Origin of the sequence: Pseudomonas viridiflava (genome assembly GCF_900184295.1) — a bacterium.
Classification (GTDB): domain Bacteria; phylum Pseudomonadota; class Gammaproteobacteria; order Pseudomonadales; family Pseudomonadaceae; genus Aquipseudomonas; species Aquipseudomonas viridiflava.
Genome location: NZ_LT855380.1, coordinates 4,501,048 through 4,514,285 on the forward strand (window position 1 = coordinate 4,501,048; position 13,238 = coordinate 4,514,285).

Sequence of the window (13,238 nt, forward strand, 5' to 3'; positions counted from 1 at the left end):
GGACGCTACTGATTAGCCCTTAGATAAGTTACGAGGTATTCGCATGTCCACTACCCTGTTCAGCCTGGCCTTCGGCGTTGGCACTCAAAATCGCGAAGGCGCTTGGCTGGAAGTGTTCTACGCACAGCCTGTGATCAACCCTTCGGCCGAGCTGATTGCGGCCATCGCGCCAGCGCTGGGCTACACCGGCGGCAATCAGGCGATCACGTTCAATGTTGATCAGTCCTACAAGCTGGCCGATGCCGTCAAATCGATCGACGCGACCCAGGCTGCATTGCTCAACCGTCTGGCCGAGAGCCACAAGCCGCTGGTTGCCACGCTGCTGGCTGAAGATGCGCCGCTGACGTCGACCCCTGAGGCGTACCTCAAGCTGCACCTGCTGTCCCATCGTCTGGTCAAGCCGCACGGCCTGAACCTGACCGGCATTTTTCCGTTGTTGCCGAACGTTGCCTGGACCAGCCAGGGCGCTGTGGACCTGAGCGAACTGGCCGAGCGTCAGCTGGAAGCCCGCCTGAAAGGCGAACTGCTGGAAGTGTTCTCGGTGGACAAGTTCCCGAAAATGACCGACTACGTCGTGCCGAGCGGCGTTCGTATCGCTGACAGCGCACGTGTACGCCTGGGCGCCTACGTCGGCGAAGGCACTACCGTGATGCATGAAGGTTTCGTCAACTTCAACGGCGGCACCGAAGGTCCGGGCATGATCGAAGGTCGTGTGTCGGCTGGCGTCTTCGTCGGCAAGGGTTCCGACCTGGGCGGCGGCTGCTCCACCATGGGCACCCTGTCCGGCGGCGGCAACATTGTCATCAAGGTCGGCGAAGGCTGCCTGATCGGCGCCAACGCAGGTATCGGTATTCCGTTGGGCGATCGCAACACCGTGGAATCGGGTCTGTACGTGACGGCCGGTACCAAGGTTGCCCTGCTCGACGAGAACAACGAGCTGGTCAAAATCGTCAAGGCGCGTGAGCTGGCCGGTCAGAACGACCTGCTGTTTCGTCGCAACTCGCAGACCGGCGCTGTGGAATGCAAGACCCACAAGTCGGCCATCGAGCTGAACGAAGCCCTGCACGCTCACAACTGATGCCGTGTGCGGGTTCGGAACGCCGCGTTCCGAACCCGCTTCACCCAGCCGGATGAATCATGCCCCTCCTTTCCCCCTGGCGCGCTGACTTTCCTGCCATCGCCGCCCTGCAACGGCAAGGCCAGACCTATCTGGACAATGCCGCCACCACGCAAAAACCCCAGGCATTGATCGATGCCCTGACTCATTACTACTCCAACGGTGCCGCCAATGTGCATCGTGCGCAGCATCTGCCCGGCGCACACGCCACCCAGGCATTCGAAGACAGCCGCAGCAAGACGGCCCACTGGCTCAATGCGGGCGACTCGGGACAGATCATTTTTACCCACGGCGCGACCTCGGCGCTGAACCTGCTCGCCTACGGTCTGGCACACGAGTTCGCGGCGGGTGACGAAATCGTCATCAGTGCGCTGGAACATCACGCCAACCTGCTGCCCTGGCAGCAACTGACGCAACGCCTGGACCTCAAGCTGGTGGTTCTGCCGCTGGACACCAACGGCGTCATCGACTGCGTGGCCGCCGCTCACCTGATCGGGTCCCGTACGCGGCTGCTGGCGATCAGTCAGCTGTCCAATGTGCTCGGCACCTGGCAGCCACTGCAGCGGCTCATCAACCTGGCCAAGGCACAGGGCGCCCTGACGGTCGTGGACGGCTCACAAGGTGTGGTCCATGGACGCCATGACGTTCAGGCGCTGGGCTGCGACTTCTATGTGTTTTCGAGCCACAAGCTATACGGCCCCGAAGGACTCGGCGTGCTGTTCGGCCGCAACGACGCGCTGCCCAGCCTTGCGCACTGGCAGTACGGCGGCGAGATGGTGTTGACCGCCGACTATCATCATTCGAAGTTTCGCCCTGCCCCGCTGGGTTTCGAAGCCGGTACGCCGCCTATCGCCAGTGTGATCGGCCTCGGTGCGACGCTGGATTATCTCGACAGCCTGGACCAGCAGGCGGTGGCAGAACATGAACTCAAACTGCATCGCCGCCTGCTCGAAGGTCTGCAACAACGTGACGGAATTCAAGTGCTCGGCTCCCCGGACCTGGCGCTGGTCAGCTTCGTGGTCGAAGGCGTGCACAATGCCGATCTGGCGCACCTGCTGACCGAACAGGGCATTGCCGTACGTGCCGGTCATCACTGCGCCATGCCGTTGCTCAAGAGCCTGGGGCTGCCGGGCGCCATCCGGGCTTCGCTCGCGCTGTACAACGACTCCGATGACCTTGTTCATTTTTTCAATGCACTGGATCAGGCACTGGAGCTGCTCAGATGAGTCTTCCGCCGCTTGCCCGGACCGCACTCGATATCTTCAGCCAGCAGCAAGGCTGGGAGCAACGCGCGCGCCTGCTGATGCAGTGGGGCGATCAACTGCCACCGTTGAGCGATGACGAAAAATCGGACGAGCATCTGGTGCATGGCTGTGAAAGCAAGGTCTGGTTGAACGGCGATGTCGACGCCGGACACTGGCAGTTCCGCGCCAGCAGCGATGCGCGTCTGATACGCGGTCTGGTTGCGCTGCTGCTGGCAAGAGTGAACGGCCTTTCGGCAGAGGAGCTGCAGGCTGTGGACTTGCCGGACTGGTTCAGTCAGTTGGGGTTGAGCCGTCAGCTGTCACCCTCGCGCAGCAACGGCCTGAACGCCGTACTGCAGAAGATGCGAACGCTTACTCAAGCCTGATCGGAAACTGCCGCGGCAGGTTTGACCCGTTCCGAAGGGCGTCGTGTGCCCGCCACCAGCTTGTCGACCGCGCGCGTGGCGGCGATCATGCCGAACGATGCGGTGACCATCATCACTGCGCCAAAGCCGCCCGCGCAGTCCAGCTTGACCCCTTCACCGACAAACTTCTTCTCAAGGCAAATGCTGCCATCCGGCTTCGGATAACGCAGTTGCTCGGTGGAGAACACGCACGGAACGCTGTAGTGGCGGTTCGGGGTTCGCGAAAAGCCATAGTCGCGGCGCAGGGTCGAACGCACCTTGGAAGCCAGCGGATCATTGAAGGTACGGTTCAGGTCGGCGATCTGGATCAGCGTCGGATCGATCTGACCGCCTGCGCCACCGGTGGTGACCATCTGGATCTTGCGCCGTTTGCACCAGGAGATCAGCGCCGCCTTGGCGTTGACGCTGTCGATGCAATCGATGACGAAATCCAGCTCCGGCGTGATGCACTCGGCCATGGTGTCGCGGGTCACGAAGTCAGCCACCGCATGCACCACGCAGTCCGGGTTGATGGATCGAATACGCTCGGCCATCACCTCGACCTTCGCACGACCCACGGTGCTGTCCAGCGCATGCAGCTGGCGATTGGTGTTGCTCACGCAGACATCATCCATGTCGAACAGCGAAATCTCGCCCACACCGCTGCGCGCCAGCGCTTCCGCCGCCCACGACCCCACGCCGCCGATCCCGACCACCGCCACGTGCGCGGCACGCAGACGCTCCAGCCCCTCGATACCGTACAACCGGGCGATGCCTGCGAAACGTGGATCTTCTGCGCTCATGACCAATACCTCAAAAACCGGCGCGCATTATAGGGGTTTGCGGGCCTGGCGCCACCTTCAACATCCCGGACGGTGATCAGCAAAAAGCTGCCTGAATCAAACAGACTAAAAAGTTACGCCGCCTCAACAAAATCTTCTGAATGCGAAAAACGACTTCACCTGTAAACCGCTAAAGTTAACCCAAGGACATGGAAACGCCGCATCAATAAGGACATTGCTGCATGGATCGCAACCCATCGCGCCCTACCAAAAGCATGGCGGCTCTTTTTTCAGCCCACCTGCTTAAAAAGAACTTACAGGGCATACCCGACTGGCCAACGAAGGTTTCCGGCTTTACATATGCGCCTTTTCGCCCCGGACAAAGCCCTTCCAGAAAGCGCTATCCGTCACGCGTCCAGATTGAGGAAGACCTTTTACTCATCAGGCCTTTCACTCGAAACGTACGCACTTACTCAGTCGAGGGCTCGCTGGCCTGGATTCCCGAAGTGGCTCAGACGCTGGGGATGACCGTCACGTTGGGCGCATGGATATCCCAGGATGAGAAACACAACGATGCAGAGCTGAACACGGCCATTGAGCTGGTCAGGCGTTATACCAATATTGATCGACTGTTGATTGGAAACGAGGCCCTCTATCGCGAAGATACTACGCTCGCCCGTTTGGTGGACTACATGACGTTAGCCAGGCGGCAGGTCAGCGTGCCAGTTTCCACCTCCGAAGCCTGGAGTACATGGGTATATATACCGGAACTGGCACGCCAGTCGGATTTCATAGCTGCCCATGTCTTACCGTTCTGGCAAACGATTACGGCAGAGTACGCAACCTCCGAGGTCATGGCGCGGGCAGAACAATTGCACCAGCTATTCCCGGACAAACCGATATTGCTGTCCGAGGTCGGCTGGCCCAGCAGAGGCAGCGCTACCAGAAGGACGTTCAGCTCTCGGGCCGAACAATCCGCTTGCGTGCGCAGCCAACTGCACGCGCTCAATCATCACGGCTACGACTATTTTGTGGTTGAAGCATTCGATCAACCCTGGAAAACACACGAGGGGCCACCAGGACCTCATTGGGGCCTATTTGATACCCAACGCAAGCTGAAGATCCAGCTCAATGGGCCGGTGCAAGAGTCGCTCGACTGGCGATTGGAATATCACCGCCTGATAGCCGCTCTGCGGCCCCGATCTCGACACTGCGCTATCGCAGTGATTGCGCCGATTTACTGCATTCTGGTAGCGGCAGGCCTGGCAGGCAGCACATCACTGCCCTCATGGGTCGCGCTACCGTTGAGCCTGGGCTGGGCTTGCTCACTGCTGATCAGTCTCGCGCTGGAGGTGCATGAATGGATGGAGGCATGCTGGGGTTCGGAGCACAACCGGGTATTTCCTTCCAGGCTCATGCAGGACAGTTACTCGCCAAAGGTTTCGCTGCACGTTCCCTGCTACAACGAACCTTCAGACATGGTCATCCTGACGCTTGATGCGTTACACCGCTTGGACTATCCAGACTTTGAAGTACTGGTCATCGACAACAACACCCAAGATCCTGAGGTCTGGAAACCTGTCGAGCGACACTGCCATCAACTGGGTACTCATTTCAGATTCTTTCACGTTGACCCACTATCAGGGTTCAAGGCGGGTGCCTTGAATTACCTGCTGGACCGCACTGCCGCAGACGCCGAAATAATCGCCGTGATTGACGCGGACTACTGCGTCAATCGCCTGTGGCTAAGGCACATGGTGCCGCACTTCGCAGACGCACGGATTGGCGTGATTCAGTCACCACAGGATTATCGCGATGGTGATGAGAGTTTTTTCAAACGCTGCTGCAAGGCCGAGTATCGGGGTTTCTTCAATATCGGCATGGTAATTCGCAACGACCACGATGCAATCATTCAGCACGGCACCATGACAATGATCAGGCGTTCGCTACTGCAGCGACTGCGTTGGGCACATTGGTCAATCAGCGAGGATGCCGAACTGGGTCTGCGGATTATTGAAAATGACTTCTCCACCGGCTACAACGCTACCAGCTACGGCAAAGGACTTATTCCTGATACGTTCACTCACTTCAAGAAGCAGCGTTATCGCTGGGCCTATGGTGCGGTTCAGATACTCAAACGCCACGCCAACAGCCTGATCGCAGGCAACTGCGGCTCATTGAATGCCACACAGCGTTATTACTATCTTGCGGGCTGGGCTCCATGGGCTGCGGAGGGTATCAACTTCGTGCTGACGTTGATCGTTTTACCGTGGACGATGGCGATGATTCTCGCACCCGAGCTGTTCGGTCCTTTGCCATGGATCTTTACTTCTACACTGGTGCTGATTTTCATTTTACGAAGCTTCAAGATCATATTGCTTTATTTGCGAGTGATCGGCTGCGATATCCAGGAGGCACTGGCATCAGCTCTGGCTGGTATGGCGCTGCATCCAACTATTGGAAAAGCGGTTATCTCAGGCATTTTTACCTCACGACTACCGTTTTTTCGAACCCCCAAACAGACCGCTGGCAGTTATTACACGCGGGCACTGTCCGAGGCGGGTAGCGACCTCGGAATACTATTGCTGTTCTGGATGACGGCAATCGGGCTTTGTTTCAGCGATGTACCTGGTGATGCCGACCTGTTGGCATGGATCGCAATACTGGTGGTGAAATCGCTGCCGTATCTGGCGGCGGTAGTGATGGCAGCGCTATCTGCTCACGCGCGTCGCACAACACACGCCGCAACGTGACATCTTCGATATGCATTGATAAACGACGGCCTCACACCGTCGTTTGATATAAGATAACGGCCTTTTCGCGCCCCCAGTCTTGCTACCGGAGTTCTGTACATGACGGCCCCTTCCGATCTTTCGCCTACCCTGCAGCTTGCCTGCGACCTGATCCGTCGACCGTCGGTCACACCAGTCGATGCCGACTGCCAGACCGTGATGATGCAGCGCCTGGGCGATGCCGGTTTCAAGCTTGAGCCGATGCGTATCGAAGACGTGGACAATTTCTGGGCGACCCATGGCAACCACGAAGGTCCGGTGCTGTGTTTCGCCGGTCACACCGATGTGGTGCCGACCGGCCCGGTCACGGCCTGGGAGAACGACCCGTTCGATGCGTTGATCGACGAGCACGGCATGCTGTGCGGACGTGGCGCAGCGGACATGAAGGGCAGTCTGGCGGCCATGCTGGTGGCGGCCGAGCGTTTCGTGGCTGACCATCCGGACCACCGTGGTTCGGTTGCATTTCTGATCACCAGCGATGAAGAGGGTCCGGCGCATCACGGCACCAAGGCGGTCGTCGAGCGTCTGGCGGTGCGCAAGGAGCGTCTGGACTGGTGCATCGTCGGCGAGCCGTCGAGCACCACGCTGGTGGGCGATGTGGTCAAGAACGGTCGTCGCGGTTCGCTGGGCGCCAAACTCACGGTGCGTGGCAAGCAGGGTCATGTTGCCTATCCGCATCTGGCGAAGAACCCGATTCACCTGACTGCAGGCGCGCTGGCCGAGCTGGCTGCCGAGCACTGGGATAACGGCAACGACTTCTTTCCACCGACCAGCTTCCAGATTTCCAACCTCAATTCTGGCACCGGCGCGACCAACGTGATTCCGGGCGATCTGGTCGCGGTGTTCAATTTCCGCTTTTCGACCGAGTCGACCGTCGAAGGACTGCAGCAACGCGTAGCCGCCATTCTCGACAAGCATGAACTGGACTGGCACATCGATTGGGCGCTGTCCGGCCTGCCATTCCTGACCGAGCCGGGAGCCCTGCTGGACGCTGTGTCTGCGAGCATCAAGAGCGTGACCGGCCGCGACACCAAGGCTTCGACCAGCGGCGGTACGTCCGACGGGCGCTTCATCGCGACGCTGGGCACTCAGGTGGTAGAACTGGGCCCGGTCAACGCGACGATCCATCAGGTCAACGAGCGCATTCTGGCCAGCGATCTTGATGTATTGACCGAGATCTACTACCAGACACTGGTCAAGTTGCTCGCCTGATGCTGACTTGTCCTATCTGCTCGGGGCCGCTCGTTTCGGCCGACAATGGCGTGGTCTGTCCCGCCAATCATCGCTTTGACCGTGCGCGGCAGGGTTATCTGAACCTGCTGCCGGTGCAGCACAAGAACAGCCGCGACCCTGGCGACAATCAGGCGATGGTCGAGGCGCGGCGTGATTTTCTCAACGCGGGCCATTACGCACCGGTAGCCCGCAGGCTCGCTGAACTCGCGGCTGAACGTATGCCCGCTCACTGGCTGGACATTGGTTGTGGCGAGGGTTATTACACCGCGCAAATTGCCGAAGCCCTGCCAAGGTCCGACGGGTATGCGCTGGATATCTCCCGTGAAGCCGTAAAGCGCGCCTGCCGTCGCGATCCGAAAGTGACGTGGATGGTGGCAAGCATGGCCCGCGTGCCGTTGCCGGACGCCAGTTGTCAGTTTCTGGCCAGCGTCTTCAGCCCGCTGGACTGGACAGAAGCCAAGCGCCTGTTGACACCCGGTGGCGGGCTGATGCGCGTCGGGCCGACCAACGACCACCTGATGGAGCTGCGCCAGCGTCTGTATGACGAAGTGCGCGATTACGCGGATGACAAACACTTGGCGCTGGTCCCCGAAGGCATGCAACTCCAGCACAGCGAAACGTTGCGCTATACCCTGAAGCTGATCGACGGTCAGTCACGCGCCGATCTGCTGGCCATGACGCCTCATGGCTGGCGCGCCAGTGCCGAACGTCGCACCGCTGTCATCGAACAGCCCGGACCATTCAAGGTCACCGTTTCCATGCGCTACGATTATTTCGTGCTGCAATAAGCATTCAAAAAGAGGCACCCATGCGCCAACCCGATATCGAGATTTATCTGAAAGACGAAGACGTCGACCACAAGGCCATCGCCCGGTGGCTCGGCGAAGCCATTGGCCCCTGCAGCGAGTGGGCACAGAAAGGCCAGACCTGGAAGTGCAAGGCAGGCAACGTGCCTGTGACCTGGCTGCCTAAGGCCGTGGGCAAGTGGAACAGCTTGTACCTGGAAAGCGACCAGACGCCATGGGACGACGACATCGCCTGCGCCCGCGCTGCGTTTGCTGCGCTGAACGTGGAGGTGCGCTGCGCACCCGGGACATGGGTGGAAGAGGAAAGCGACGATACCGCCGATCGCTGGATGCGCATCAGCGCCGACGGTGAAGAAGAGATCACCTGGAAGACGTCGTAAGCGACAGGATTGCAGCGGACTCAACAACAGTCACAAACCCTGCCGAACTGATCATGCCGACGCATAGCGTTGACCTGCAACCCGGACGCGGAGCGTCCTGAGAGGCGTTACCACGCTGGAGCGTGGGAACGATCAGCGTGATCTCAGGTACGCCGATCAGGCCCATGCTTGCGCTCAGTCTTGCTGCAACCACGGACTGTGGGAGCGCGCTTGCCCGCGATTGCGTCAGTTCAGTCGCTGATTTTCTGTCTGTAAGATCCTATCGCGGGCAAGCGCGCTCCTACAAAAAAATCGCGTTTCTTCAGTAAGTTATAGGTTTTTTGATAAGAGTGGACTTGTCCGCGAATGCAGTATTTCAGCCACTGCATATGCGTCGGATGTACAGGCCTTTTCGCGGACAAGTCCGCTCCCACAAAATCCAGTTTCTTCAGTGGGTTGCAGGTTGTTTGATAAGAGGCGGCTTGCCGGCGATGCTTTTTCTGAAGCGGCCTATCAGTGACCGAACGGACGCCATCGCCGGCAAGCCGCCTCCCACAGGGTATGCATTCAGCCAGATACTTACGTTTGGCTCCGTTTTGCGCGTCTTCCAGGCTTGTGTATAACGGCGAGTGCTCTGCGTGGGCATGCAGCCCGTGACGCTCTGCATCACTTCACCGCTTTTGCCCATCGCCTCGGGATGCGTCACACTGACGCCATCTCGGGCAGCCGCCCTTTATTCAGCAGAAGCCGTATGACCCGCTCTCCGTTCCGCCGTCTTGTATTCGGCACGCTGCGCCGTTTGCTGTACCTCTGGGTTCGCTCGGAAACAATCAATCAATCATCTTTTACGCTCAATCTGGATCGCAGCCGGCCGGTGTTCTATGCCCTGCAATCGCCGTCGATCAGCGATCTGGCCGTGCTCGACACCGAATGCCGCAAGGCCGGTCTGCCTCGCCCGGTGTTGTCGGTGTCGGTCGGCGATCTGATGGAGCCTGCAGCGTTCTTCTACCTGACGCCCTCTCCCGACTGGCTAGGCCGTCACGACAAACGCGGTGCGCCACCGACGCTGGAGCGGCTGGTGGCGGCGGTCGGTCAGAACCCGACCGAGGATGCGCAGATCATTCCAGTCAGCGTGTTCTGGGGGCAATCGCCTGATCGTGAGTCGAGCGCCTGGAAGCTGCTGTTCGCCGACAGCTGGGCGGTCACAGGACGCCTGCGTCGTCTGGTGAGCATTCTGATTCTGGGCCGCAAGACCCGTGTGCAGTTTTCCGCCCCCATCCACCTGCGTGAGCTGGTTGACGAGAACAAGGGCTACGAGCTGACCCTGCGCATGACCCAACGTCTGCTGCGCGTGCACTTTCGCAACCTGAAGAGTGCTGTCATCGGTCCAGACGTGTCGCACCGGCGCAACGTGGTCAAGGGGCTGCTGGACGAGCCGCTGGTCAAGCAGGCAATTCTTGAGGAAGCCCAGCGCGAAAAGATTTCCGAGGAAAAGGCTCGCGAGCTGGCACTGCGTTACGGCAACGAGATCGCTTCGGACTACACCTACTCGGCAATCCGTTTTCTGGAAGTGGTGCTGAGCTGGTTCTGGAACAAGATTTACGACGGCATCAAGGTCAGTCACATCGAAGGCGTGCAGGAAGTCGCGCCGGGTCATGAAGTGATTTATGTGCCTTGCCATCGCAGCCACATCGATTACCTGCTGCTCTCCTACCTGCTGTTTCGCAATGGTCTGACGCCTCCGCACATTGCTGCGGGCATCAACCTCAACATGCCGGTGATCGGCAGTCTGTTGCGGCGTGGCGGCGCGTTTTTCATGCGTCGCACGTTCAAGGGCAACCCGCTGTACACCGCCGTGTTCAATGAATACCTGCACACCCTCTTCACCAAGGGTTTCCCGGTCGAGTATTTCGTGGAAGGCGGCCGCTCGCGTACCGGGCGCATGCTGCAACCCAAGACCGGCATGCTGGCCATCACGATGCGCAGCTTCTTGCGCAACTCGCGCATGCCCATCGTGTTCATCCCGGTGTACATCGGTTACGAGCGCGTACTTGAAGGCCGTACGTACCTGGGCGAACTGCGCGGTGCGACCAAAAAGAAAGAATCGATCTTCGACATCTTCAAAGTCATCGGCGCGCTCAAGCAGCGCTTCGGTCAGGTGTCGGTGAACTTCGGCGAACCGATCAAGCTGGCAGAGTTTCTCGACTCCGAACAGCCGGACTGGCGTGAACAGGAGCTGGCCCCGCAATTCAAACCGGACTGGCTGAGCGGCACCACCCATCGTCTGGGTGAGCGCGTGGCTCAGCACTTGAACGAAGCGGCTGCCGTCAACCCGATGAATCTGGTAGCCGTGGCGTTGCTGTCGACGCATCGTCTGGCGCTGGATGACCAGGCCATGGAACGGGTGCTCGACCTGTACCTGACGCTGCTGCGCGCAGTCCCGTATTCCCCTCACACCACGCTGCCGGAAGGCGACGGCCGTGCGTTGATCGAGCACGTGAAAGGCATGGACCTGCTGGCCGAACAGAAGGATGCGCTGGGCAAGATCCTGTACCTGAACGAACAGAACGCGGTGCTGATGACCTACTACCGCAACAACGTGCTGCACATTTTTGCGCTGCCGTCGTTGCTGGCCAGTTTCTTCCAGAGTTCTTCGCGCATGAGCCGGGAGCTGGTCCTGCGCTACACACGGGCGCTGTATCCATACCTTCAATCCGAGCTGTTCATCCGCTGGCCGCTCAACGAGCTGGATGAGGTCGTGGATCAGTGGCTGGCCGCCTTTGTCGAGCAGGGCCTGCTGCGTCGCAAGGACGACGTGTACATCCGCCCGGAGCCAAGCTCGCGCGAGTTCGTGCTGTTGACCCTGCTGTCCCGCGCCATCGCCCAGACCCTGCAGCGCTTTTACATGGCCATCGCTCTGCTGCTCAATAGCGGTCAGAAAAGCCTGACCCCCGAAGAGCTGGAGGACCTGTGTACGGTCATGGCCCAGCGACTGTCGATTCTGCACGGCCTCAACGCGCCGGAATTCTTCGACAAGAGCCTGTTCCGCCACTTCATCCAGACCCTGCTCGACCTAGGCGTATTGCGCAAGGACACAGCGGGCAAGCTGAGTTACCACCCGCTGCTGGGTGAACTGGCTGAAGGCGCCGCGAAACGCGTATTGCCAGCCGAAATCAGGTTGTCGATCCGTCAGGTGGCATTGCATAGCGGTGAAGATGAGCAAAACATCAGCGCCGAGGAAGGAGCGGCGTAGTTCTCACTTGAAGAAGCCTGTGTCAGCGGGGCATTTTCGTGCCCCGCTGTCCGTCCAGCAGCCGTGTCCCCTCGCTCGCCCCATATAGGGTCCGCCTGATGCTCGTTTGAGCCTCGCTCATTTTCCCGGTGTCAAACACCCGCACCGACTTCCTGATACGCTCAATGCATACAGCGCCGATATCTGCCTCGACGCTGCTTCCAAGACCTCACCAAAAAGGATGCTGCCATGCTTCGCCCCACGTTTTCCTTTGCCGGCCTCTGTGCAGGCCTGCTGCTGTCGGCCAACGTCTTCGCCCTGTCGCTGGGTGATCTGTCGCAATCCGATGCTACAGGCGGCCTCAAGGATGCCCTGACCCAGGGCGCACAGGTTGCGGTCAAGCAACTGGGCGTGCCGGGTGGTTTCAGCAAGAACGAGGAAGTGCGTATCGAACTACCAGGCAAACTGGGTCAGGTCGCCAAGAAAATGAAAATGCTCGGCATGGGCACTCAGGTCGATCAGCTGGAAACCAGCATGAACCAGGCAGCAGAAGCTGCCGTCCCACAAGCCCAGGCGCTGCTGGTGGATGCGGTGAAGAAGATGAGCGTGACCGACGCCAAGTCGATTCTCAGCGGTGGCAAGGATTCGGCAACGCAATACTTGAGCAGTAGCAGCCGCGAGCAGATCCGTACCAAATTCCTGCCCATCGTCAAGAAAGCCACCGATCAGGTCGGTCTGGCGCAGAAGTACAACGCGTTCGCAGGCAAGGCGTCATCACTGGGCCTGCTGGACACCAAAAGCGCGAACATCGAAAGCTACGTGACAGAGCAGGCGCTCAATGGCCTGTTCGAGATGATCGCCAAGCAGGAAGAAAGCATCCGCGCCAACCCGGCCGCCGCCGCAACAGGACTGGCGAAGAAAGTGTTTGGCGCGTTGTAAGTACGTCGTCATGAACTCGTGGGAGGCGGGTTGCCGGCGATGAGGTCGACGCGGTATGCCAGAAAAAACGCGTCATCGTTCATCGCCGGCAAGCCGCCTCTTATCGAACAACCTGTAAGCCACTGAAGAAACTGGATTTTGTGGGAGCGGACCGGGCGGCGTTCCGTTTGTCCGCGAATGCTGCATTTCAGTCGCTGAACTTTCATCGGCTGTACCACCTCTTCGCGGACAAGTCCGCGCCCACAGTCCGGTGTTTGCTGCGCGGCAGCGCTACGTCGAAGACGTAGTGACGCCTCCCACGGCCCGATACTCGCCTCGATGTCAGCCGAC

10 protein-coding genes are annotated in these 13,238 nt (G+C 59.5%); 9 read left to right on the forward strand and 1 reads right to left on the reverse strand.

Features of this window, described 5'->3' with window-relative positions; translation table 11 throughout:
• The first annotated feature begins 43 nt into the window (after positions 1-43).
• The 3 genes from dapD to CFBP1590_RS20195 are packed head-to-tail and all read left to right on the forward strand — an operon-like array spanning position 44 to position 2,747.
• A complete protein-coding gene (gene dapD, locus CFBP1590_RS20185; RefSeq protein WP_004879000.1) occupies positions 44-1,078 on the forward strand; it encodes a 2,3,4,5-tetrahydropyridine-2,6-dicarboxylate N-succinyltransferase in 1,035 nt (344 codons plus the stop codon).
• A gap of 59 nt (positions 1,079-1,137) precedes the next feature.
• Positions 1,138-2,343 (forward strand): aminotransferase class V-fold PLP-dependent enzyme, encoded by a 1,206-nt coding sequence (locus CFBP1590_RS20190; RefSeq protein WP_088235805.1) that lies wholly within the window; start codon positions 1,138-1,140, stop codon positions 2,341-2,343.
• Positions 2,340-2,747, forward strand: a complete 408-nt coding sequence (locus CFBP1590_RS20195; protein ID WP_004878995.1) for a SufE family protein — start codon at positions 2,340-2,342, stop codon at positions 2,745-2,747. Before CFBP1590_RS20190 ends, CFBP1590_RS20195 begins: the two co-directional genes overlap by 4 nt.
• Here the strand turns inward: CFBP1590_RS20195 and tcdA are convergent.
• Entirely contained in the window at positions 2,738-3,568 is an 831-nt protein-coding gene (gene tcdA / locus CFBP1590_RS20200) for a tRNA cyclic N6-threonylcarbamoyladenosine(37) synthase TcdA (RefSeq protein ID WP_058431976.1), read from the reverse strand. The genes CFBP1590_RS20195 and tcdA overlap by 10 nt on opposite strands.
• 221 nt (positions 3,569-3,789) lie before the next feature.
• Between tcdA and CFBP1590_RS20205 the strand changes: the two genes are divergently transcribed.
• From CFBP1590_RS20205 to CFBP1590_RS20230, 6 genes are all read left to right on the forward strand, one after another.
• Positions 3,790-6,300, forward strand: a complete 2,511-nt coding sequence (locus tag CFBP1590_RS20205) for a glycosyltransferase family 2 protein (protein WP_058431975.1) — start codon at positions 3,790-3,792, stop codon at positions 6,298-6,300.
• A gap of 99 nt (positions 6,301-6,399) precedes the next feature.
• Positions 6,400-7,551 (forward strand): succinyl-diaminopimelate desuccinylase, encoded by a 1,152-nt coding sequence (dapE, locus tag CFBP1590_RS20210; protein ID WP_088235806.1) that lies wholly within the window; start codon positions 6,400-6,402, stop codon positions 7,549-7,551.
• Positions 7,551-8,360 carry a putative RNA methyltransferase gene (locus CFBP1590_RS20215; RefSeq protein ID WP_029241722.1) on the forward strand — a complete coding sequence of 270 codons (810 nt, stop codon included), beginning with the start codon at positions 7,551-7,553 and terminating at the stop codon, positions 8,358-8,360. Before dapE ends, CFBP1590_RS20215 begins: the two co-directional genes overlap by 1 nt.
• 20 nt (positions 8,361-8,380) lie before the next feature.
• Entirely contained in the window at positions 8,381-8,758 is a 378-nt protein-coding gene (locus tag CFBP1590_RS20220) for a hypothetical protein (RefSeq protein WP_004878983.1), read from the forward strand.
• 730 nt (positions 8,759-9,488) lie between these two features.
• The gene (gene plsB / locus CFBP1590_RS20225) at positions 9,489-11,990 is read left to right on the forward strand and encodes a glycerol-3-phosphate 1-O-acyltransferase PlsB (protein ID WP_088235807.1); all 2,502 of its coding nucleotides are present in this window, start codon (positions 9,489-9,491) and stop codon (positions 11,988-11,990) included.
• A gap of 228 nt (positions 11,991-12,218) precedes the next feature.
• On the forward strand, positions 12,219-12,908 hold the full coding sequence (locus CFBP1590_RS20230; RefSeq protein WP_004878979.1) for a DUF4197 domain-containing protein: 690 nt from the start codon (positions 12,219-12,221) through the stop codon (positions 12,906-12,908).
• Positions 12,909-13,238 lie beyond the last annotated feature (330 nt).

Coding starts and splice junctions, on each gene's coding strand:
- dapD (WP_004879000.1), top strand. CDS start 44: ATGTCCACTACCCTGTTCAGCCTGGCCTTCGGCGTTGGCACTCAAAAT.
- CFBP1590_RS20190 (WP_088235805.1), top strand. CDS start 1,138: ATGCCCCTCCTTTCCCCCTGGCGCGCTGACTTTCCTGCCATCGCCGCC.
- CFBP1590_RS20195 (WP_004878995.1), top strand. CDS start 2,340: ATGAGTCTTCCGCCGCTTGCCCGGACCGCACTCGATATCTTCAGCCAG.
- tcdA (WP_058431976.1), bottom strand. CDS start 3,568: ATGAGCGCAGAAGATCCACGTTTCGCAGGCATCGCCCGGTTGTACGGT.
- CFBP1590_RS20205 (WP_058431975.1), top strand. CDS start 3,790: ATGGATCGCAACCCATCGCGCCCTACCAAAAGCATGGCGGCTCTTTTT.
- dapE (WP_088235806.1), top strand. CDS start 6,400: ATGACGGCCCCTTCCGATCTTTCGCCTACCCTGCAGCTTGCCTGCGAC.
- CFBP1590_RS20215 (WP_029241722.1), top strand. CDS start 7,551: ATGCTGACTTGTCCTATCTGCTCGGGGCCGCTCGTTTCGGCCGACAAT.
- CFBP1590_RS20220 (WP_004878983.1), top strand. CDS start 8,381: ATGCGCCAACCCGATATCGAGATTTATCTGAAAGACGAAGACGTCGAC.
- plsB (WP_088235807.1), top strand. CDS start 9,489: ATGACCCGCTCTCCGTTCCGCCGTCTTGTATTCGGCACGCTGCGCCGT.
- CFBP1590_RS20230 (WP_004878979.1), top strand. CDS start 12,219: ATGCTTCGCCCCACGTTTTCCTTTGCCGGCCTCTGTGCAGGCCTGCTG.